Genomic DNA, 21,794 nt, shown 5'->3' on the forward strand with positions numbered 1-21,794 from the left:
GGGCACGCCAGAACAGGCCCCCTCCCGGTGTGAGAGTGGGCCGTGGGGACCGGATCAGCTGTGCAGATACTCGCGGATCAGGGCGAGTTTCAGGGTGCTCAGGCGCGCGCGGCTGAACGCGCCACGCCCCAGGACGCGGTCCCCGAGGGCCAGGACGGGTACGTGGTCGCCGTGCAGGGCGCGCAGGTGCGGGTCGAGGTCCACGTTCACGCTCTGCACCCGGAATTCCAGGCGGGCGAGGTGGTCGGCGGCCTGTTCGCACAGGTGGCAGCCGGGGCGGGTGTACAGGGTCAGGGTCGGCAGCGTGGGGGGCGTGGGTGGGGGGGTGCTCACGCGGGTTCCAGGACGGCGGGGCGGCTCAGGATGCTCATGGCCTGCACCGGGGCGTACATGTCGTTCGAGGAGAGCAGGTCGCCGACGCTGGAGAAGGTCCGCAGCACCTGCCCGCCCTGACGCACCGCGAAGATCTGACCGTCCGGGCCGACCTGGATCAGCCAGGGGGCCTCGGTGGGTTCGCCGACCAGGGTTTCCATGGCGAAGGTGAGGCCCGGCGTGCCGTCCGCCTCGATCTTGCGGACCTTGCGGGCCACGCTGTCCACGATGTACACCGCGCCGAACTGGTCCACGCCCAGGCCTTCCAGGGGGCGCAGGCTGTCGCTGTTGCGGTCCAGGCGGAAGGCGTAACGGCTGAGGTACTCGCCCTGCGCGCTGAAGCGCTGCACCTCGTGGTTGCCGGTGTCCAGGACGTAGACGTGCCCGTCGGGCGCGGCGACGATCCCGCTGGGTTTCTCGAAGCGGCCCAGGCCCTGGCCGCGCCCGCCGAAGCGGCGGACGAAGCGGCCCAGGGCGTCGAACACCACGACCTGATGCGCCTCGGCGTCCAGCACGAACACCTGCCCCTGCGCGGCGGCGATCCCGACGGGTTGCAGCAGTTCGCCCTCGTTCAGGCCGTAGGGACCGAAGCTCAGGAGTTCCGCGCCGTCTGGCCCGAGTTTGCGCACCAGCGCGCCGGCCTTGCCCTGGCGGTAGTCGAGCAGCGTGACGTACAGGTTTCCTTCCGGGTCGCCGGTCATGGCGTTGGGCGTGCCGGGCAGACCCTGCGCGCCGCCGGTCTGGTCGCGCAGGCTGGCGCGCAGTTTGCCTTTCAGGTCCAGCAGGCGCAGCGTGCCGCGTTTCTCCTGCACGCTCATGGCGAGCGCGATGGGGTCGTTGAAGACCTCGTCGGTCAGGACGCCGGCGTCGATGCGGGCGATCACGTCGTCCAGGGTGGGGCGCTGGGCGGGGTCCTTCTCGATCATGTTCAGGATCAGGTCGTTCAGTTTGCCCGGCACTTCCAGCCGCACCTGCTTGGGCGGTTTGGGCGTCTCGAACACCTGCTGGTGAACCACGGCCTCGTAGCTGCCCTTGAAGGCGGTGTGGCCGGTGACCATCTCGTAGGCGAGCAGGCCCAGCGAGTACACGTCGCTGCGGGCGTCCACGCGGTTGCCCTTGGCCTGTTCGGGGGCCATGTAGATGGGCGTGCCGACGCGCGCGCCGGTCATGGTCAGGCGGGTCAGGACCTTCCCGACCGCGATGCCGAAGTCCATGAGTTTCACGCCGCCGTCGCGCAGCACGCCGTCCGTGAAGGCGTTCTTGAGGACCATCACGTTGGCGGGTTTGATGTCGCGGTGAACGACGTTCTGCATGTGGATGTGCCGCAGGGCGTCGGCGAGCGCGCGGATCAGCTGGGTGCCCTCGTGGAAGCTCAGGGTGCGGCTCTCCAGCAGCGCCTCGAGGCTGTCGCCGTCCAGGAATTCCATGGCGATGTAATGCTCGGGGTCCTGCATGCGGTAGTCGTACACCCGCACGATGTTCGGGTGGTTGAAGCGCTTGAGGACTTCCGCCTCGCGGTAGAAGCGTTTGACGAACTTGGCGTCCGCGAGGTACTTGTCCTGCGGGACCTTCAGGGCGACCACGCGGCCGTCCTGGCGGCGGCGGGCGCGGTACACGCTGCCCATCCCGCCGATCCCGACCCGGTCGAGGACCTCGTACTCCTGAAAGCGCAGGTCTGAGACGGTCTGGGTGGTCGTGGGGCGGCGGGACGGCGGGACGGGCGTCGACGTGCGCTGCACCCGCACGGGCTTCTGGGCGGGCGCGCGGCCCGGCCGGTCCAGGCTGGGCATCACGACGCGGCCCAGGCGGAAGGCGGCCGTGACCAGCACGAACGCCGTGACGGCCAGCACGCCCTGCGCGCGGTTCAGGTTCTCCAGGCTGGGCGGGCCGCCCTGCGAGGTCAGCGCGAGGCCCGCGACCAGCAGCAGCAGCAGGACGGCCGCTGCCGCCGCCACCACGCTCAGCGCGCGTTCCGGGGCGCGGACGGTCAGCAGGACGCCCACCACGAACAGGGGCACGAGCAGCAGCGCGATCACGGTGACGTACCGGCCGGGCGTGGGAAGGAAAGCAGCGGGAACATTACCCACAGTTATACAGGGCCGGCCTTGCGCGGAGCTTACAGGTTGCGCCTCCCACGGCGCGCCGCCCGCCCGGAACCCCCGGCGACCGCGCGGCGCGCGCGGCGGTCCATGCGGCATACTGGACGGGATGCCCACTGTCCTGAACCCGTGCCTCACCACTGCGGCCAGCGGCGGGCGCGCGTGACGACCACCTACTGGACCGAACTGACCGAGCTGTTCGAGTACAAGGTCGCCGACGCGCTGGCCGGCCGCGTTCCGCGTGGCGGGCGCCGCTCGCTGGGCCTGCTGCGCGAGGAGCTGCTGCAGGCGCCACTGGAACCCACGCTGCTGCGCCGCCTGATCGAGGCCGACCGGCAGTACCGCGCCGCGCAGAAGGCCGACCGGCCGCCCGAACCGGTCCGGGCGGGCTTCGGCGGCCCGAGCACCTGGGAAGCGCCGGCCACCACCGAGACGGACGAGTCGCGTGCCTGGGAGGAACTGCAACTGCTCGCCTGGCACCACCAGGCGGCCCGGCAGGTGCGGGAACAGGCGCTGCGCTGGCAGCGCGAGGCGACCCTGGCGCGCCTGCGGGTGCTGTTCACGGTCACGGAGAACGCCGAGCGGGCCGGGGCCGGCACTGGTCCGGCCGTGCCGGTCCCGGCCGCGCACGACCCGCTGATGGACCTGCACGACCCGGAAGTCGTGCAGAACCTCGCGGGCGCGCTGTCGAACCTGCTGCTGACCGACACGGGCCGGCAGCGGGTCCGGACGGCCCTGTCGCAGGTGGCGGCCGAACCGTTCCCGCGCCACCCGGACGAGGACGTCCTCGCCGCGCGCCTGGAAGCGGCCGAGCGCGAACCGCTGGCCGCCGGGGCGCGCGACGCCCTGATCCGCGCCCTCAGGGCCGAGTACCCCATGCCGCGCGACCCGCGCGAGCGGCCCGCGATCCGCGCGGCGGCGCGCAGCGTCACCGAGTTCCTGGAACCGCTGATGGCCGCCGCGCCCCTCCCGACGCTGGGGGTCGTGCCGCACGGCAGCGTGCTGTACGCCCGGCACCCCGCGACCGCCATGCGCGGCCCGGACGAGGGAGCCGACGTGCTGGTCGTTCACCTGCGCGGGGGGCAGGCGGCCCGCTGGCGCGGCCTGGACCTGCTGTGGCAGCCCATCGGGAAGAACTGGCAGATGCAGGTGGGCGGTCAGGTGGCGCTGCTGCGGCCCTCGCGGGACGCCCCGGACGGCCCGCAGAGCATCGCACTGCCCGACACGCAGCTGCGCGCCTTCGTCAGCGGCGACTACCTGATGCTGCGCCTGGAAAGTCAGGCGGCGCTGGAACTGGGTCGGCGGGCGGCGCTGGGGCGGGCCGTGTCGCTGCTGCTGGATCCGGGCGGCGAGTTCGTGTTCCTGCGGCTGGCCCGCGCCGCCGCGCAACTGCTGCGCGGCGCGGCGCTGGACCTGCCGTCCCTGCAGGGCGCGTCGGCCCGCAAGTACCACGACGCCACCCCGGACGCCCTGCTGGCCTTCGCGCGTAAGGGCGTGGAGTCGCTGATGGTGCGCCTGTCGCGCACGGACCCCGTGCAGGCCGCGCAGGCCTTCCACGCGGCCGCCGACGCACTCGGGATGCATCCGCTGCTGGGCCGCCGCCTGCACGAGGCGCTGCACGTGGCGCTGCGCAGTCCCGAGACGCTGCCCGAACCGCTGTCGGGCGAGACCTTCGAACTGCCCGACAGCGGCGCGTTCCTCAGCGTGCAGCTCGGGGACGCGCCCCTGACCCTCCAGGCGGGCACGCGGTCCGTGACGCTGCGGATGGACTACAAGTCCGAGCTGGCCGTCGTGATTCCCGGCCACGCGCCCATGATCCTGCAGGACCTGCTGGTGGTGCGCGTCCCGGACCTGAACGTGATCCTGGTGCGGCACGGCAGCTGGCTGGCCGCGGCGGCCGGGCACGACGAGGCGCTCGACGTGATCCGCCCGGACCTGCAGGTGCGGGCCGAACCCCCCTCGCTGCACTGACCGGCGGGCAGACGCCACGCGGGGCCGCCGTCGCTTACCATGGGCAGCATGTCTGCGGTGTCGCGTTCTCCCTCCCTGGCCGTTCTGATTCCGGCGTTCAACGAGCAGGACACGGTCGGGGCCGTGGTCAGGGTGGCGCTGGAGTTCACGCCGGACGTGGTCGTCGCCTCCGACGGCAGCAGTGACGACACGGCCCAGGCCGCGCGGGACGCCGGGGCGCGGGTCGTGGAACTCACGCAGAACGGCGGGAAGGGCGCGGCGCTGCTCGCGGCGTTGCAGGCCACGACCGCCGATCTGGTCGTGCTGCTCGACGCGGACCTGACCGGCCTGAGCGCCGCGCACCTGCAGACGCTGGCTGCGCCCGTGCAGGAGGGCCGGCTGGACATGAGTATCGGCGTGTTCGAGGGCGGGGGGTTCGTGACCGACTGGGGCAACAAGCTCACGCCGCACCTGAGCGGGCAGCGCGCCTGCCGCCGCCAGTGGCTGCTGGGCGTGCCGGGACTGGATCAGGAACGCTGGCCGGAACCGGCGATCACCCGGCACCTGAAGGTCACGGGGGCGCGCTGGGCGTACGTGGAGCTGCCGAACGTGGCGCAGGTCGTCAAGGAGAAGAAACGCGGGTTCTGGCGCGGCGCGACCGCCCGCACCCGCATGTACGCCTCGCTGCTGACCTACGGGGTACGCCGCCGCAAACCCTGAACGCGGCCCCCGGCCGGGCTACTCACAGCGGTTTTCAGGGGTGTTGAGGGGTTCCCTCAACACCCCTGAAACGAGCAAAGCGAGAAGCCGTTCACACCAGCGGTTGGAAGTGGAATTGAAGGGCGTGCTGTTGGCCCTTCAATGGAACTGGAAACCGCTGTCAGCGCAGCAGGTCGATGACGCTGCCGTCCGCCGTCTGGTACCGCACGACGCCCACGGTGGGCACGAAGTAGGTGGTCTGCACGCTGACCTTCCCGCCCGCCGTCGTCTCGGTGCGGATGGTCAGGGTGTTGAAGGTGCCGCCCGCGAGTTTCAGCGGGGTCACGCCGGTCACGGTCGAGCGGGTGCGGAGGGTGCCGGCGCTGCCGGTCCAGCTCTGGCCGGGCGACAGCGGGCCGGGCGGGTAGACGTTCAGCGGCGAGGCGTACCAGGTCAGGCGGCCCCCGGCGTTCACGCCGCGCAGCCATACGCTGCCGTCCGCGCGGTGTTCGATCAGGTCCTGGGTGTAGGTGGTGCTCCCGTACTGGTGACTGACCGGCACCACCCGCACGCCCCGGTGCGTGAGGGCCGCCCCGACGATCTGGGTCTCTCCGCTGGAGTACGTCCAGCGGGTGCCGGGGCGGTGCGGGTAGTAGTTGGGGTCCACGGGCGGCGCGCCCAGCGCACCCTGCCACAGCAGGGCGGCCAGCGGGAACAACCGGGCGAGGCGGGGGGCGGATCGGGCAGAAGCGGGCATCGCGTTCCAGAGTAGTGCAGTCCTCTCACCCGCGCCTGACAGAACGGGATGATACGGACTCGGATTGAACGGGCTTTGCAGCCCATTCAATCGGAGTCCGTATGAGAGGCCACTCGGGCCGTGCCGGGGATTATTTCAGGAAGGCCTGGTACCACAGGGCGCTGTCTTTCAGCAGGCGTTCCTGGGTGGTGTAGTCGACGTACACCAGCCCGAAGCGCTTCTGGTAGCCGTACGCCCACTCGAAGTTGTCCATCAGGGACCACGCGAAGTACCCGCGTATGTCCACGCCGGCCTGACTGGCGTTCAGCAGGGCGTTCAGGTGGGTGCTGAGGAACTCGGTGCGGCGCGGGTCGTGAACGCGGTCGCCGCTGCGTTCGTCGGCGAAGGCGGCGCCGTTCTCGGTGATGTAGATGGGCGGCAGGTTCGGGTAGTCGGCGTTCAGGCGCAGCATCAGGTCGGTCAGGCCCTGCGGGTGGATCTCCCAGCCCATGTCGGTCACGCTGGCCCCTTCGGGCAGCACGCCGCCCTGCGCGCCGATCACGCCGCGCGAGTAGTAGTTCACGCCCAGGAAGTCGTTGGGAACGCGGATGAGTTCCAGGTCGCCGTCCTGGACGGGGGGCGCGTCGGCGCCCACGTCGGCCCAGGTGTCGGCCGGGTACTCGCCGCGCAGCAGGGGGTCCAGGAACCAGCGGTTGAAGCGGCCGTCGGCCTGCCGGGCGGCCAGGATGTCCTCGGGGCGGTCGCTGGCGCTCTCCTGCGGGCCGAGGTTCAGGACGATGCCCGCCTGCGACTGCGGCGCGTGACGGCGGATCTCGGGCATGGCGAGGCCGTGGCCCAGCAGCAGGTGGTGCGCGGCGCTCAGGGCGGCGGCGCGGTCGCGGGTGCCGGGGGCGTGCTCGCCGATCTCGTAGCTGAGGACCGAGGAGCACCACGGTTCGTTCAGGGTGGCGTAGCTGGCGACGCGGTTGCCCAGGCGCGCGGCGACGGCGGCCGAGTACTCGGCGAAGGCGTAGGCGGTGTCGCGGTTGGTCCAGCCGCCCTGGTCCTGCAGGGTGGCGGGCAGGTCCCAGTGGTACAGCGTGACGTGCGGCTGCACGCCGCGCGCGAGCAGGCCATCGGTCAGGCGTTCGTAGAAGTCCAGACCGGCCGGGTTCACGGGGCCGCGTCCGGCGGGAACGACGCGGGGCCACGCGACACTGAAGCGGTAGGCGTCGACGCCCAGCGCGGCGATCAGGTCGAGGTCCTGTTCCCAGCGGTGGTAGTGGTCGCAGGCGACCGCGCCGCTGCTGCCGTCGCTGATGCGGCCGGGCTGGGCGCAGAACACGTCCCAGATGCTGGGGCTGCGGCCGTCCTCGTGCGCGGCCCCCTCGATCTGGTACGAGCTGGTGGCGACGCCGAACACGAATCCGGCGGGGAAGTCGCGGCGGGTCAGGGCGGCGGCGCGGGCGGCGGGGGTCGGGGTGTCGGTCAGGGTGTTCGTCATGTCAGGTACTCCTGTGCGGCGCGGGCAGCGGCGGTGGGAATGGCGGGCCGGGCAGGGCGCAGTTCAGCCCTTGGTGGCGCCGGCGGTCAGACCCTCGATCAGCTGGCGGGAGGCCAGGGCGAACAGGATCAGCAGCGGCACGACGGTCAGGGCGACGCCGCACATCAGGGCGCCCCAGTCGGTGTTGGCGATGCCCTGCATGGAGCGCAGCGCCAGGGGGGCGGTGTACGTCTCGGCGGTGCGGAAGATGATCAGCGGCCCCAGGAAGCCGTTCCAGGACTGCACGAAGGTCACGAGGCCCAGGGTGGCCATGGCGGGACCGGTCAGCGGGACGATCACGCGGCGGAAGATGCCGAATTCGGTGGCGCCGTCGATGCGGGCCGCCTCGACCAGTTCGCGCGGGATGGAACTGCCGATGTACTGACGCATCAGGAAGATCCCGAAGGCGCTCGCCATGCCCGGCACCCACAGGGCGCGCGGCTGGTCGATCCAGCCCAGCGCCTGCATGATCAGGGCGTACGGGACGATGTTCAGCGTGCCGGGAATCAGCATGGTGGCCAGCAGCAGTCCGAACAGCACCTCGCGGCCCTTGAAGGAGAACATCGCGAAGGCGTACCCGGCGAGCGTGCAGAAGAACAGCGTGAAACCGGTGGTCAGGACCGCGAGGTACAGGCTGTTCCAGAGGTTGCGCCAGAACGGGACCCGTTCCACGAGGTTGCGGTAGTTCTCGTCGAGGTTACTGCCGAACCAGGTGGGCGGCGGCAGCTGGAAGATGTCGCTGCGGGTGTGCGTGGCGAACACGAACATGAAGTAGAACGGGGCGATGGTCAGCACGGCGCCCAGGGCGATCAGGGCGTACGCGGCGAGGCGTTTGCCGTCCAGGGTGGGGGCGCGGCGTGCGGGGCGGGTGGCCGGACGGTCGGGGATGGGGGCGGTGGTCATAGGTCAGTCCCTTCCGGCAAGGCCGCTGCGGCCGAAGGCGCGGTTGTTCACGAGGGTCAGCACGCCGATCACGATGAACAGCAGCCAGGACATGGCGGCCGCCACGCCGGCGTCGGAGTACGAGGCGTAGGTGCGGTACATGTACATCACGGTGGTCAGGCCGGCCTGTCCGGCGCCGCCGCTGCCGTTGGTCAGGATGAACGGCTCCTCGAACAGTTGCAGGCCGCCGATCAGGCTGAGGGTCACGGCGATGAACATGATGGGCCGCAGCAGGGGCAGCGTGATGTACCGGAACTGCTGGGCGCGGGTGGCGCCGTCCACGCTGGCCGCCTCGTACAGTTCGCGCGGGATGGCCTGCAGGCCGCTGAGGTACAGCAGCATGTTCCAGCCGGTGTAGCGCCACACGACGACCATGGCGACCGCGCTCTGCACGTATTCCTTCTCGCCCAGCCAGTTGATCTTCTCGGAGGGGAACAGCGCGCCGATCAGCGGCAGGCCGCTCAGGGCGTTCAGGACCGAGTTGATCACGCCGTACTGCCACGAGAACAGCGTGAAGAAGATCACCGAGATCGCCACGATGGACGTGATGTACGGCAGGAAGTACACGGCGGTCACGAAGTTCTGCATGCGCCGCAGGCCGCCCTGGATGGCGAAGGCCAGCGGAATGGCGATCAGGTGCTGCGGCAGGCCCGAGAGCAGCGCCAGGATGGCGGTGTTCTTCAGGGACTGCCAGAAGGTCGGGTCGGTCAGGTTGTCGGTGTAGTTGCGCAGGCCCACGAACTTCATCTCGCCCAGGCCGGTGCCGGGCTGCCACTGGTGGAAACTCAGGTACGCGTTGAACACGATCGGGAACAGACCGAACGCGAAGAACAGGATGAAGAACGGGCTGATGAACAGGTACGGCGCGTACCGCCGCTGGAAGTCGCTCCAGCTGGGGCGGCGGCGGGGTTTGGGTGGTTTCAGGGTTGCTTGCATGCCTGTGGTCTCCAGGGCCTGTGCTGTTCAGGCGGCGCGGCGCTCGGGCGGGGGTGCGGGGGCGGGGCCGGGCGGAACGCGCGGGGGCAGGTCCGGCGCCTCTGAATGGGCGAACGGACCTGCCCCTCGCCGGTCTGGTTCAGCGGGCGCGGCGGGTGATCAGGTTCTTCGCCTCGGTCAGGGCGCCCGTGATGTCCTTGCTGCCGTCCAGGACGCTGTTCAGGGCGTCGTTCACGATCTGTTCGGCGATGGGGTCGAGTTTGTTCACGTCCAGCGGCTGGATCTTCAGGGCCGCCTGACGCCACAGCACGCGGGCCTTCTGGCCGTTCAGGTACGGCACGCCCTCGTTGAAGACGGGGTCGTTCGCGGCGGAGCGCAGCGCGGGGAAGGCGCCGGTGGTCTTGAACGCCAGGACCTGCTGGTCCTTGTTGGTGGTCAGGTACTTGATCAATGCCCAGGCTTCGGTCTTGTTCTGGCTCTGCTGGGGAATGCCGTAGAAGGAGCCGCCCCAGCTGGCGAAGGTGTTGCCCGGCAGCTGCTGCGAGGCCCACTTGCCGCTGTAGTCCTTGGCGAGCCAGTTCTGCATGTGCCCGACCAGCCACGCGCCGCTGAACTCGGTGGCGAGGTTGCCTTTCTGGAAGGCGGTGGTCCACTCGGGGCTGAAGGCGCCGCCGGCGCGGGCGTCGAGTTTCGCGTCGCGGATCTGCTTGGCGATGGTGAAGGCGCGCACGAAGCGGGGGTTCTTGGGATCGACCAGGACGTTGTTGCTCTTGTCGAAGAACAGGCCCTCGCCGCTCTTGAGGCCGGTGCGGATGATGATCTGCGCGGCCTGTCCGGCGTCGGGGATCAGGAACGAGCCGGGGTTGGCGGCGACGACCTTGCGGCCGTTGCTGATGTAGCTTTCCCAGCTGGCGTTCAGGGAGGCGGCGCTCACGCCGGCCTTCTTGAGCATGTCGGTGCGGTAGAACATCGCGCCGGGGCCGATGTCGGTGGGCATGCCGACCATGCGGCCGTCCTGGGTCATGGCCTGCGGGTAGGTGTACGCCACGAACTGGTTACGGAACTGCCCGGCGTTGTAGGGGGCCTTGCTGATGTCGACCAGGCCGTTGCCTTCGGCGAAGCGGGCGACGTACCCGAAGTCGATGGCGACCACGTCGGCCGCGCCCTTGCCGGTGGAGAGCGCGGTGGTCAGGGCGGTGTGGTGGTCGGCGTAGGCCAGCGAGTTGATCTTGACCGTGATGTTCGGGTAGAGCTTGTTGAAGCCGGGCAGTGCGGCCTTGACGACGCTGTCGAGGTCCGGGAAGACGCCGACGGTCAGGGTGGTCTTCTGGGCGCTGGCGTTCCCGAGGGCGGCGCAGAGAACGGCGGTCAGGGTGAGGGTCAGGCGGGGCAGTTGACGCATGGTGGTTCCTCCGTGGGGTGGGGGGCGGGTCGGGGCCGTGGCAGACCGCTCAGGTGTCGCCCTGAGGCGCGCGGCGCGTGGCGGCGTGCGACAGGGCAGTTCGTTCACAGGTGAACGAGGGGAGGTCTGAATCTTCGGTTCTGCTTGGGGTTACTGTACTCGCCTTTTGAAAGCGCTGTCAAGATGGCCCCGCCTCTCCCCTGCCCACCGGGAGCCGCCCCCGGCGGTGCAGATCGATTCAGATGGCCTGGAAGCGCCTCTTTCGCCGCGAAGGTGCAAGAATGCCCTTTCATACGGATTGCCGTTTGTTTCGCCAACAATCCGGAACTTCACCGCCCCTGCCGGCTCCACGTCCGGAGGGGCGTTTCTCTCCTTCTCTGCGGGGCAGCTCTCCGAGTCGCATCCGCTCGGACCGGGCGGGTTTTGCAGCCCATTCAATCGGAGTCCGTATCATGCCACCGACCGGCGGCGCCACAGACGACCGTGCGGAGGCCCCGGAAGACAGGCTCCTGGGACCTCCGCACACACGCCCCCCAGGCGGGGGTGCCGTCAGCGGCTGCGGCGGCTGGCGACGGATTCGCGCAGCATCAGTTCCTGGCGCGGCTCGAAGGGTTCGATGGTCTCGCCGCGCAGGCGCGACAGGATGTACCGGGCCAGCCACTGCCCCATCTCGCCCATGGGCTGCCGGACCGAGGTGAGGGGCGGCATGGTGTACGACGAGCCGGGCAGGTCGTCGAAACCCACCAGCGACATGTCGTCGGGAACGCGCAGGCCCAGGCGGTACAGCGCGAGACGTGCGCCGTAGGCCATCTGGTCGTTCGCCACGAACACCGCCGTCATGTTCGAGTGGCTCTGCAACAGGCGCTGCATGCCGATCAGGCCGCTGGGTTCCTGAAAGTCGCCCTGCACGACCAGGGTGGGGTCGAAACGCAGGCCGCGTTCCTCCAGGGCGTCGCGGTAGCCGTCCAGGCGTTCGCGGGCGTCGGCGTGGTCCGAGGGGCCGCTGATGTGGCCGATCACGCGGTGGCCGCGCCCGATCAGGTAGTTCACGAGGTCGCGGGCGGACTGCCGGTTGTCCATGGCGAGCGACGCGCCGCCATGCGCGCCGAGGTCGATGGTGCGGCCCAGCACGCCGATCGGGAGGCGGGCGGCCAGGGCGTGCAGGTCGTGGTCGGGCATCTGGCCGCCCAGGATGATCATGCCTTCCACGCGGCGGTTGAGCAGCAGCGCGACGGCGTGTTCTTCCTCGTCGGTGCGCCAGTGGCCGCTGATGATGATCGGGGAGTAGCCGCTGCCCATCAGGCCGCGTTCGATGCCGCTCAGGGCGTCGTTGTAGAAGGGACTGGCGATGTCCGGGGTCAGGACGCCGATGCTGCCGGACGCGCCGGTGGCGAGGCTGCGGGCGAAGGTGTTGGGCGTGTACCCGAGTTTCTCGATGGCGAGGCGGACCTGCCGGGCCTTGGTGTCGTTGACGCGGGCGGTGCCGTTCAGGATGCGTGAGACGGTGCTGGGGGACACGCCGGCCTCTCGGGCGACCTCGCTGAGGGTGACGGCGCGGTTCATGCGGCGTGGGCCTGCCGCGCGGTCGGGTGGGCGCAGCGGCGTGCGTGGGCGGGCACGGTCACTTGGAACATACCCGCACTGTACCTGAAAGCGCTTTCAGATTCCATGCCTCTGCCCCGCCCGGTTGGCGGGAGGGGCGGGCAGCAGTGCACGCCCCCCGGCCGCCGTCCTCATCACTCCTGGTCGCGGCCCAGGTCGGTGCCCCGGCGGGTCGCCTGCACGACCGCCTCGATCAGCCCGCCGCGCACGCCCGCCGATTCCAGCGCCGCCAGTCCCGCGATGGTCGTGCCGCCGGGACTGGCGACCTCGTCCTTGAGCATCGCGGGATGCGCCCGCAGCTGCAGCAGCTCGCCGGTCGAGACGAGCAGCTTGGCGGCCAGTTCGTTCGCCAGCGGGCGCGGCAGGCCCATGCGCACGCCCCCGTCGGCCAGCGCCTCGGCGACCACGGCCACGTAGGCCGGGCCGCTGGCGCTCATGCCGGTGAAGCTGTTGAACAGGTGCTCGGGCAGCTCGTAGGCGTCCCCGACCGCCGTGAACAGGTGCCGCGCGAACGCGAGGTCGCCCGCGTCGGTCGCCTCGCGCGGCCCCGTGATGGCCGTCTGGCTGCGCCCGATGGTCGCCGCGAGGTTCGGCATGACCCGCACCACCCGCCTCGTTCCCAGGCGGCGGGTCAGGGCCGCGACGCTCACGCCGGCCATGGTGCTGATGTACCCGGTGTTCTCCTGCGCCAGCCACTCGGCCGCTTCCGGGAACACGCGGGGTTGCAGGCTGATCAGGACCCGTTCGGCACCCGGCAGTTGCGCGGCCGTCACGACGCGCGCCCCGGTCCGCTCGGCGATCTCCTCGCAGCGGGCGGTGTTCAGGTCCAGCAGGCCGATCTCGGAGGCCGGCATCACGCCGCGCGCCACCACGCCTTCGAGCAGGGCCAGCCCCAGCTTTCCCACACCGACGATCACGAGTTTCATGCGGGCCAGTATAGGTGCGGCCCCGCCACGCACGCGCGCGCCACCCGGCAGATGTGCAGGCAGAGACACCGGGCCACCGTCAGCGCAGGACCCCCAGTGCAGGGCCGGGCGGTCAGTGCAGGGCCGGGTCGAAGGGGCCGGCGGGCGGGGCGTCCCACGCGGCCGATTCCAGCATGGTCAGGAACGTGTCGACCAGATCCGGGTCGAGGTGCGTGCCGGCCACGCGCCGGAGCTCGCGCAGCGTCTCGGAGCGGGACCAGGGGGCCTTGTAGGGCCGCTCGCTGCTCAGGGCGTCGAACACGTCCACGACCGCGAACAGGCGCGCCAGCAGCGGAATGTCACGCCCACCCAGCCCGTCGGGGTAGCCGGTGCCGTCCCAGCGTTCGTGGTGGTGCCGGACGATCTGCAGCACCTCGGGCGGCACGAGGCCCTGCTCGCGCAGCAGCGTCTCGCCGATCGTGACGTGCCGCCGCATCCAGCGCCACTCGGGGGCGGTCAGGGCGCCCCGCTTGTGCAGCACGTCGTCCGCGATGGCGATCTTGCCCAGGTCGTGCAGGTACGCGCCCCAGCGCAGGTGCGCCAGCTGCGTGCTCGGCAGGTCCAGCGCCTGCCCCAGCCGCAGGGCCAGCGTGGTCACGCGGTCGGTGTGGCCCTTGGTCTCGAAACTGCGGTACTCCAGCACGCGCCCCAGCACCCGGAAGGTCTGCTCGCGCACCTGCGCGAGGTCCCGCAGGACCCGCTGCTGCTCGCTGGCCTTGCCCACCTGCGCCGCCAGCACGCTCAACAGCGGCAGCGTGGCGGGCGGCGGCGGCGCGTCGTGCAGCAGCGCCAGCACGCCGGTCGCCTGACCGCCGACCTGCACGGGACTGACACTCAGGAACGCCGGCGCCGGGCCGGCCAGCGTGAGCTGCCGCGACTCGCCCTGCCCGGCCGCGCGCCACAGTTCGGCCTGCAGGTGCGCCTCGCGCAGCGCCGTCACCGTCCCGGCCGATGCCGCCAGATCCCGGCCGGTGTCGGCCACGCCGGCACTGCCCGGAGCCGTCAGGTACGCGCCGCCCACCGCGCCGCCGTCGCCGGTCAGGTGGCCCAGGCCGCGCCCGGCGATCTGGCTGGGAATCTGGCTGTCACCCAAGCTGCCCAGCACGCTCAGCAGCGTCGGCGAGAGCGTCACGCCGCCCTCCTGCCGCCGTTCCAGGCCGCGCGGACCGGTCGCGTGGACGGGGTCGCGGGCCGCGCGGCGCAGCGTGTCCCAGATCAGGTCGTCCGGGTCGCTCAGCCAGGGGGGCGCGCACGCGTCCAGCTGGAACGCCCACGCACCCCCGGCCGCCTCGGGGGACGTCAGCGGGATCAGCAGCGTCCACCGTCCCAGGTCCAGCAGCGCCGGGGCGGGCGGGGGGCGGCTGTCCGGGCGGCGCGTCAGGTGCAGGCTCAGGTGGAGGCTGCGGGCGGCGCGGCGCAGGGCGGCGGCGTCCAGCGTGCCGGTCTGGATCAGGGCGCCGCGCCGGGTCAGCAGGGCCGCGCCGCGCGCGCGGATCAGGCGTTGCGCGGCCTGCAGGGCTTCCTCGGGCAGGGCGTGACCGTCACGCAGGGCCTGCGCGGCCCCCTGGAGGTCCAGGCTCAGGCGGGCCACGCGGGCGGCGCGGGCCAGTTCGAGCTGCCGGGCGGCGGCGCGCGCCGTGACGGACATGGCCTGCGCGGCGGCGTGGGCGTCCGGGCCAGGGGGAGCGGCCAGCCACAGGCGGCCCAGCGTGGCGTGCGGCGGGCCGATGTTCAGGGCGTGCGGGGCCGCCGCGTGCAGACCGGTCAGGGGGCCGTCGGTCACGGATGGGTCGGTCAGGGGCCAGTCGGCCAGGGGCAGGTCGGTCAGTTCCTCGCCGTCGCTGAGTTGCGCGCGCAGCACGCCGGCCCGCCTCAGGAACGGGGCGGCGGCGGCCAGCGCCTGCGCCGGCGGGAGGGTCAGGCAGGGCAGCAGTTCGGCCGGCAGGTCGGCGGGCCGCGGCGCGTGCAGGGCCGGACCGGCCGCGAGCAGGGCTGGGCCGTTGCGTCCGGCGGCCGGCTGGCCGGACCAGTCCAGGCGCAGCAGCGCCCCCCCCGGCACGGTCCCCTGCACCGTCGCGGACGGCGCCTGCCGGTGCGCGCCGGGCAGCCGGACGGCGCGGTGGCGGGGCCGCGTCAGTGTCACGGGCTCTCCCCAGGCGGCGCGGTGAAGGTCCAGCGTGCCCAGCTGGGCCAGCCAAGGCAGGGCGGCGCGGTGCGCGGCGGGCGAACCGCAGGTGTCGGGCGGCACGCCCCGGCCGGGCCGCAGCGTCAGCAGCAGGTGTTCCGGCCCGGCGCCGGAATGATCCGGGACCGGTGGGGTCGTGGGGGGGGCGGTCCTGCGGGCCATGGGCTTCTTCCTCCGGGGGTGCGCTGACCGGCAGTGTAAAGCCAGGACCGGACCCGGTGGAAGGTGCCGGGTGCGCGGCTTCGGGGGTGCGCGGCTTCGGAGGTGCGCGGGTTCCGGGGTGCGCGGGCCGCGCGGTAGACTGTGGGGATGCTGGTCTACCACCTTCCCGGAACGTTCGAAACGCGCGAGGCTCACCTCGACCTGCTGTGGGAGGCCGGCGCGACCGGCCTGGAGGAACGCGCCGGCCTGATCCGCGCGTACTTCGACGGGCAGACCGACCTGCCGGCCGACATCAGCGACGGCGAGTGGCGCGACGAGGCCGACCAGGACTGGCAGGCGGAGTTCAAGGCGAACCTGCGGCCCGTGCAGGCCGGGCGCGTGACCATCGTGCCGCCGTGGCTGCGCGCTGAGGTGCCGGCTGGGCAGGTGCCGCTGATCATTGAGCCGGGCATGGCCTTCGGGACCGGGCATCACGCGACGACCCGCATGGCCGTCGAGGCGCTCTCGGCGCTGGATCTGGCCGGGCAGACGGTGCTGGACGTGGGCACCGGCAGCGGCGTGCTGGCCATCGCGGCGGCGCTGCTGGACGCCCGTTACGCGCTGGGCGTGGATATCGACCCGGTCACCATTCCGATCGCCACCGAGAACGCCGGGCAGAACGGCGTGCCGGAGGGCCGCGCGGCGTTCATGGTGGGCACGCTGGGCGACGACCTGCCGGGCGACGTGGTCACGGACGGCGTGTTCGACGTGCTGGTCGCGAACCTGTACGCGGAACTGCACGACCTGCTCGTGGGCGCGTACGTGGGGCACCTGCGCGCGGGCGGGCCGCTGATCCTGACCGGCATCCTGGTCAGCAAGCTGCCGCTGGTGCAGGACGCCCTGGACCGCGAGGGCTTCACGGACGTGCAGGTCCGCACGGACGGCGACTGGGCGCTCGTGACCGCCCGCAGCGCATGAGGCCCGACCAGCCCCGCGCCGATCTGCCCCGTGCCGACCAGCCGCGTGCCGATCTGCCGCGCCACCGGGTGCGGGTGCCGGCCCTGTCGGCGGTCATGACGCTGGGGCCGGGCGAGGCGCGGCACCTGCACGTCCTGCGGCTGCGCGCCGGGGACGCCCTGCGGGTGTTCGACGGTCAGGGCACCGAGGCGCTCGCCACCCTGACCGAGCTGGAGGAAGCCCGCGCCACGCTGCACCTGGGCGAGGCCATCGAGACGCACCTGGAAACGCCGCAGCCGGTCACCCTGGCCGCCGCGCTGCTCAAGGGCGACAAGCTGAGCGACGTGGTGCGGGCCGCCACTGAACTGGGCGTGAGCGCCGTGCAACTGACCGTCACGGCGCGCGCGGACGCCCGCGAGATCGGCGCGCAGAAACTCGACCGCCTGAACCGCGTGGCGCAGGAGGCCGCCAAGCAGTCGCGCCGCAACGTGATTCCGCCCGTGCTGGCGCCCGTGCCGCTGGGCAGCGTACCGCTGACCGGGCAGGTGTTCGTCGCGCAGCCCGGTTCGAACACCCGCCTGACCGACGTGCTCGACTGGTCGGCGCCCGTGACCCTGATCACCGGCCCCGAGGGCGGCCTGACCGACACCGAGGTCGCGCGGCTGGTGGCGGGCGGCGCGCACGCCGTGACGCTGGGACCGCGCATCCTGCGGGCCGAGACGGCCCCGGTCGCGCTGCTGGGCGCCATCGCCGCACTGGGGTTGTAGAAACGGGCCTGCAGCGACAGATTTGCAGCGAGGAGGGGTGTCGTGCCGGAGGGGGTCGGCCGTTACGGCGTGGCCGCCGCCTGCGCATGCGGGACGAGTTGCCGCCAGGACTGCACGTTTCCGATCTGCACAGTCACGAAGCGTTCCAGCGCCCGCCACAGCGCGGGCCGCTGCGCGGCGGGCAACGGCGCGTCCATGCTGGCACGCACGGTGCGGCGGACCACGCCCCGCAGGAAGTCCAGCGAGTCCGGCGGGTAGGCGGGCAGCGCCGCGCAGTCACGGCACAGCAGCTGCCCCCCCAGCGGGTCCGGGTGCGCCGGCTCGGGGGCGCGGCAGCGGGCGCAGTGGGCGGTCTGCGGGACGAACCCGGCCAGGGCCAGCAGTTTGTAACTCATGACCAGCGCCACCCATTCCGGGTCCGGCTGGTGCGCCACGCCGCGCAGCGCGCCCGCGAACAGGTCGAAGGCCTGCTCGCTGAACTCGCCTTCCTGGAACAGCGCGTCGGCGAATTCGGCCATCAGGTGCGCGAAGGCGTAGCGTTCCGGCTGCGCCAGGGTGGGCAGTGCACCCTCCAGCACCGCCTGCTGCACGCTGGCGAGGTCGTTGTGCGGCCCCTGGTACACCTGCACGTGAACGTGGTGAAACAGGTTCAGGCGGCTGGCCAGGGGACCGCGCACCCCGCCGCGCGCCACGGCCTTCAGCTTGCCCTGCGGGGTCAGCAGCGACAGCAGGATGTCCCCGGCGGGCGTCACGCGGCGGCGGATGACGACGCCGCTGCGGTTGGCGGTGCGGGACCTCAAGGGCGCGGCCGGCCGGGGCGGGAGGAACGGGGCGGGAGGCAGGTCACAGCCTCCAGTCTACCCTGCCGCCCACGGCGGCCCTGTGCCCGTTTCCACTTTGCTGGGCGGCGTCGGCGCCTACACTGGACGGAATGAACGACCCGCACCGGAAGGGAGCGCCCGCGCGGGCGCACGACGTCAGGGACCTGCTGCGGGAGCTGTTCCCCGAAACGCACCGCGAACTGTTCGGCGAGCAGGACGCCGCCCGCTCCGCCCCGCCCACTCTGGGCCTGTACCCGGTCGCGGACGGCCGGCTGGCGCTGGTGCATGGCGAGCAGCTGGCCGAGTTCACGCCACTGGACCCGAAGACGCGCGGCGCGCTGCACTGCGACCTGTGCCACTACACCCGCAGCCGCAGCGAGGCCGCGCTGTACCGCGTGCAGGTGGGCGCGCGCCGCACGCGCTACGTGACGCTCTGCACCGCCACCGAGGGCTGCCAGAAACGCGCGGGTACACGCGGCCTGGAATCCCTGGCAGAGCGCATCTTCCCCATCGAACCGATCGGTCCCGGCGACCACTGATACGGACTCCGTTTGTTTGCCCGGACCCGGCTGGCTTTACAGCCCCTTCAAGTCCGTATGGGCAATGGTGCGGACACTTTCAAGCGGCAGAGGGGACAAGCATGGAACACGTCTTCTGTCACGCCATGCCTGCTCACCCCCTTCCAGCCTCCCCTCTCAAGGGAGAGGAGTAAACATGGCGTGTTCATCGCTGGTCTGCCCGGAAGTCATGAACCTGTCTGCACCATCGATGAGCTGAATTGCGGATGCGCGGGGCGCGGGCGTGTGATCTGCTGCGCTCCATGACCGATCCCACCCGGCTGCCCTCCATGCAGGACACCCCTGCCGACCCGTCGCTGCGTGACCTGTCGTTCCAGGATCTGGGAACCGCCGAGTACGCGGCGCTGCTGACGCTGGCGCACCCGGAGAAACCGACGGACGCCGTGAATCTGGAGCGGCTGGCGGCGGGGCGACTGCCGGGCGAGCATCACTCGCAGCGCGGGGCGTTCCTGGGCGGCGCGCTGGTCGGGGCAGTGCAGACGGGCGTGCCGGGCATGGACAACCACGACGGGTGGCTGGACCTGACGGTCACGCTGCACCCGGAGTACCGGCGCTCCGCGCTGGCCGACGCACTGGTCGAGTACGGCCTGGAGGTGCTGCGCGCGGCGGGCGCGCGGGTGGCCGTCACGCGCCTGCGCGAGGGCTGGTGGGAGGCCGGGTACCTGCTGCGGCGTGGCTGGGCGGAACACGACCGCATGTGGAGCAGCGTCCTGGACCTGCGCACCCTGGATTTCGCGGCGTTCGCTGCCGAGGAGGCACGCGCCCTGGCGGGTGGCGTGCGGATCGTGTCGCTGGCGGACCTGACTGCCCCCGGCGCGGACCCCTGGGACACGCACCCGCGCGAGCACTACGACCTGATCCGCACCCTGCTGACCGACGTGCCCAGCGCGACGCCCGTGCAGGTCTGGCCGTTCGAAATCTGGCGGATGCGGATGCCGCAGCGTGAACTGGACCCGCGCGGCCTGATGATCGCCGTCGCCCCGGACGGCGCGTGGGTGGGGACCAGTCAGCTGGCGCAGACGCTGCCGGCCCAGCCGGGCCACCTGCACAACGGCCTGACCGGCGTGCGCCGCGAGTGGCGCGGCCACGGCCTGGGCCTCGCGCTGAAACTCGCGGCAGCCCGCGCGGCCCTGGCACGCGGTTTCACGCACTCGCACACCGGCAACCACACCGGGAACGCGCCCATGCTGGCCATCAACGAGCGCCTGGGTTTCACGCGCGAGGCGGCCATGCTCACCCTGCGGCGGTCCGTGGAGGGTGGTCAGTCGGCAGGCGAGGCGGCGCGCGCGTTCGTGAGCAGCATGGCGTCGCCCAGCGAGTAGAAGCGGTAGTCGCCGTGCAGAGCGGCGTCGTACGCGGCCTGAATGCGGTCCTCTCCGGCGAAGGCGGTCACGAGCAGCAGCAGGGTGCTGCCGGGCAGGTGCAGGTTGGTGATCAGCAGGTCCGGGACGTTCACGGGCGTGCCGGGCGTGATGAAGATGCGGGTGTCGCCCTCGCCCGCGCGGACCTGCGTGCCGTCCCAGGCGCTTTCCAGGGTGCGGACGGTGGTGGTGCCGACCGCGATGACGCGCCGTCCGGCGGCGCGGGCGTGGTTGATGGCCTGCGCCGCCTCGGGGGTCACGGAGTAGCGTTCGGCGTGCATGGTGTGCTCGGCGACCGGGCCGGTGACGGGTTTGAAGGTCCCGGCCCCGACGTGCAGGGTGACGGTGGTGCGTTCCACCCCGGCGGCGTCCAGCGCGGCGAGCAGGTCCGGCGTGAAGTGCAGGCCGGCGGTGGGGGCGGCCACGCTGCCGGGCGCGCGGGCGTACACGGTCTGGTAGCGTTCCCGCCACGTGTCGTCGCTGCTGCCGGGGTCGATGTACGGCGGCAGCGGCAGGCGGCCGATGTCGTCCAGGTGGGGTTTGATGTCGTGGTCGAAGGCCAGGATGCGGGCGCCGTCCTCCAGTTGCCCGACCACGCGGGCGCGCTGGCGGTGCTCGCCGTCGCCGAGCCACAGTTCGTTCCCGGCACGGCGGGCGGGTTTCAGGTACGCGCTCCACAGGTGTGGGCCGTGGTGGGCGCTCAGGTCCGGCAGGTCCTCCTCGCGCAGCAGCAGGACTTCCACCTGTCCGCCTCCGTGGCCGGCGGCGTCCACGGGTTTGCGGGCCATGACGCGCGCCGGGATGACGCGGCTCTCGTTGAAGACCAGCAGGTCGCCGGGGCGCAGCAGGCCCGGCAGGTCCCGGAAGATGTGGTGCGTGACGGTCTGCCCCACGAGCATCAGGCGGGAGGTGTCGCGGGGTTCCGCGCCGGTCTGCGCGATGCGTTCGGGCGGCAGGTCGAAGTTCAGGCGGGCCAGGGTCGCGTCGGCGTGCGCGGCCTGTTCGGCGCTGAGGGTGGTGACGGGCGACATGCCGCCGGGCTGCGGTGCGTCTGGCACGGCCTTACTCCTCGGTCTTGCTGGCCTTGGGCGTGCGGGCGGGCATCAGGCCGCCCTCGATGTCGGGCAGGTGCGTGAAGCGGTCGGCGGCGTCGATGAGTTTCTGCGCGGTGTGCTCGCGGAACGCGATGACCTCCACGCGCTTGCCGCGTTCCTGAAGCACCTCGACGATGTCGGTGTAGTCGCCGTCGCCGCTGCCCAGCACGATAACGTCCATGTGGTCCATCATGCGGACCATGTCGGCCACGATGCCCATGTCCCAGTTGCCCTCGTAGATGGCCTTGCCGCCGTCCGTGACGTGGTGCAGCGTGAGGTTCATGCGGCGCACCTTGAAGCCCAGCGTGGACAGTTTGTAGATGAACGGGCGGGCGGTCGCCTCGTTCTCGCGTTCCACGGTGTAACTGATGGCGTGCACGAGTTCGCGGTCGTGCGTGGCGACGTTCAGGATCGTCTCGAAGTTCACGGTGCGTTCCAGCAGGTCGCGGGCCGAGTGGTAGAGGTTCTGGGTGTCGATGAACACCCCGACGCGCGGACGGTGGACGATGTACTGCATTGAAGTTCTCCTGTTGGGCGGGGCTCAGTGGGGTGGGGCGGGAAAGGAAAGGGCCGGGCGACGGAAGGCAAAAGGGAAAAGACGCAAAAGAGGAACGCTCGGCGCGGGGGCCGGGCGCCAGAAGTGT

The 21,794-nt window shown here is 71.7% G+C and carries 19 protein-coding genes; 6 read left to right on the forward strand and 13 right to left on the reverse strand.

Features of this window, described 5'->3' with window-relative positions; genetic code table 11:
• Positions 1-54: 54 nt before the first annotated feature.
• Both CBQ26_RS06975 and CBQ26_RS06980 read right to left on the reverse strand, forming a co-directional pair.
• A complete protein-coding gene (locus CBQ26_RS06975; protein WP_088247815.1) occupies positions 55-333 on the reverse strand; it encodes a glutaredoxin family protein in 279 nt (92 codons plus the stop codon).
• Positions 330-2,459: a protein kinase domain-containing protein gene (locus CBQ26_RS06980; RefSeq protein ID WP_373297119.1), complete on the reverse strand. Its 2,130-nt coding sequence runs from the start codon at positions 2,457-2,459 to the stop codon at positions 330-332. The genes CBQ26_RS06975 and CBQ26_RS06980 overlap by 4 nt, the downstream gene beginning before the upstream one ends.
• Positions 2,460-2,600: 141 nt before the next feature.
• On the opposite strand from CBQ26_RS06980, the gene CBQ26_RS06985 reads away from it, so the two are divergent.
• Together CBQ26_RS06985 and CBQ26_RS06990 are read left to right on the forward strand one after the other, a co-directional pair.
• Entirely contained in the window at positions 2,601-4,442 is a 1,842-nt protein-coding gene (locus tag CBQ26_RS06985) for a hypothetical protein (protein ID WP_191299518.1), read from the forward strand.
• 48 nt (positions 4,443-4,490) lie between these two features.
• Positions 4,491-5,141: a glycosyltransferase family 2 protein gene (locus tag CBQ26_RS06990; RefSeq protein WP_088247817.1), complete on the forward strand. Its 651-nt coding sequence runs from the start codon at positions 4,491-4,493 to the stop codon at positions 5,139-5,141.
• Positions 5,142-5,301: 160 nt separating this feature from the next.
• Here CBQ26_RS06990 and CBQ26_RS06995 read toward each other — a convergent pair whose 3' ends face one another.
• The 8 genes from CBQ26_RS06995 to CBQ26_RS22200 form a co-directional block, all read right to left on the reverse strand.
• Positions 5,302-5,877 (reverse strand): hypothetical protein, encoded by a 576-nt coding sequence (locus CBQ26_RS06995; protein ID WP_143341999.1) that lies wholly within the window; start codon positions 5,875-5,877, stop codon positions 5,302-5,304.
• Between the two features lie 130 nt (positions 5,878-6,007).
• The gene (locus tag CBQ26_RS07000) at positions 6,008-7,360 is read right to left on the reverse strand and encodes a GH1 family beta-glucosidase (RefSeq protein ID WP_088247819.1); all 1,353 of its coding nucleotides are present in this window, start codon (positions 7,358-7,360) and stop codon (positions 6,008-6,010) included.
• Positions 7,361-7,423: 63 nt separating this feature from the next.
• Positions 7,424-8,302: a carbohydrate ABC transporter permease gene (locus CBQ26_RS07005; protein WP_088247820.1), complete on the reverse strand. Its 879-nt coding sequence runs from the start codon at positions 8,300-8,302 to the stop codon at positions 7,424-7,426.
• Positions 8,303-8,305: 3 nt separating this feature from the next.
• Complete coding sequence (locus CBQ26_RS07010; RefSeq protein WP_088247821.1) at positions 8,306-9,277, reverse strand: carbohydrate ABC transporter permease; 972 nt, start codon at positions 9,275-9,277, stop codon at positions 8,306-8,308.
• A gap of 139 nt (positions 9,278-9,416) precedes the next feature.
• Positions 9,417-10,679 carry an ABC transporter substrate-binding protein gene (locus CBQ26_RS07015; protein ID WP_088247822.1) on the reverse strand — a complete coding sequence of 421 codons (1,263 nt, stop codon included), beginning with the start codon at positions 10,677-10,679 and terminating at the stop codon, positions 9,417-9,419.
• A 549-nt stretch (positions 10,680-11,228) separates the two neighbouring features.
• Positions 11,229-12,242 (reverse strand): LacI family DNA-binding transcriptional regulator, encoded by a 1,014-nt coding sequence (locus CBQ26_RS07020; RefSeq protein ID WP_088247823.1) that lies wholly within the window; start codon positions 12,240-12,242, stop codon positions 11,229-11,231.
• A gap of 173 nt (positions 12,243-12,415) precedes the next feature.
• Positions 12,416-13,207: a pyrroline-5-carboxylate reductase gene (gene proC / locus CBQ26_RS07025; RefSeq protein WP_088247824.1), complete on the reverse strand. Its 792-nt coding sequence runs from the start codon at positions 13,205-13,207 to the stop codon at positions 12,416-12,418.
• A 112-nt stretch (positions 13,208-13,319) separates the two neighbouring features.
• Positions 13,320-15,593 carry an HD-GYP domain-containing protein gene (locus tag CBQ26_RS22200; protein ID WP_229844038.1) on the reverse strand — a complete coding sequence of 758 codons (2,274 nt, stop codon included), beginning with the start codon at positions 15,591-15,593 and terminating at the stop codon, positions 13,320-13,322.
• 147 nt (positions 15,594-15,740) lie between these two features.
• On the opposite strand from CBQ26_RS22200, the gene CBQ26_RS07035 reads away from it, so the two are divergent.
• Together CBQ26_RS07035 and CBQ26_RS07040 are read left to right on the forward strand one after the other, a co-directional pair.
• The gene (locus tag CBQ26_RS07035; RefSeq protein WP_088247825.1) at positions 15,741-16,550 is read left to right on the forward strand and encodes a 50S ribosomal protein L11 methyltransferase; all 810 of its coding nucleotides are present in this window, start codon (positions 15,741-15,743) and stop codon (positions 16,548-16,550) included.
• On the forward strand, positions 16,547-17,296 hold the full coding sequence (locus CBQ26_RS07040) for a 16S rRNA (uracil(1498)-N(3))-methyltransferase (protein WP_088247826.1): 750 nt from the start codon (positions 16,547-16,549) through the stop codon (positions 17,294-17,296). The genes CBQ26_RS07035 and CBQ26_RS07040 overlap by 4 nt, the downstream gene beginning before the upstream one ends.
• 62 nt (positions 17,297-17,358) lie before the next feature.
• On the opposite strand, the gene recO is transcribed toward CBQ26_RS07040, so the two are convergent.
• Entirely contained in the window at positions 17,359-18,096 is a 738-nt protein-coding gene (recO, locus tag CBQ26_RS07045; protein ID WP_088247827.1) for a DNA repair protein RecO, read from the reverse strand.
• A 131-nt stretch (positions 18,097-18,227) separates the two neighbouring features.
• Between recO and CBQ26_RS07050 the strand changes: the two genes are divergently transcribed.
• Positions 18,228-18,656, forward strand: a complete 429-nt coding sequence (locus CBQ26_RS07050; protein WP_088247828.1) for a hypothetical protein — start codon at positions 18,228-18,230, stop codon at positions 18,654-18,656.
• Positions 18,657-18,937: 281 nt separating this feature from the next.
• Positions 18,938-20,017, forward strand: coding sequence for a GNAT family N-acetyltransferase (locus tag CBQ26_RS07055; RefSeq protein WP_191299522.1), 1,080 nt, complete (start codon positions 18,938-18,940; stop codon positions 20,015-20,017).
• Here CBQ26_RS07055 and queA read toward each other — a convergent pair.
• Positions 19,957-21,087 (reverse strand): tRNA preQ1(34) S-adenosylmethionine ribosyltransferase-isomerase QueA, encoded by a 1,131-nt coding sequence (gene queA, locus CBQ26_RS07060; protein WP_088247829.1) that lies wholly within the window; start codon positions 21,085-21,087, stop codon positions 19,957-19,959. The two genes, CBQ26_RS07055 and queA, sit on opposite strands and share 61 nt — an antisense overlap.
• Positions 21,088-21,118: 31 nt before the next feature.
• On the reverse strand, positions 21,119-21,667 hold the full coding sequence (locus CBQ26_RS07065; protein WP_088247830.1) for a LabA-like NYN domain-containing protein: 549 nt from the start codon (positions 21,665-21,667) through the stop codon (positions 21,119-21,121).
• Positions 21,668-21,794: the final 127 nt, after the last annotated feature.

Origin of the sequence: Deinococcus indicus, from assembly GCF_002198095.1 — a bacterium.
Classification (GTDB): Bacteria; Deinococcota; Deinococci; order Deinococcales; family Deinococcaceae; genus Deinococcus; species Deinococcus caeni.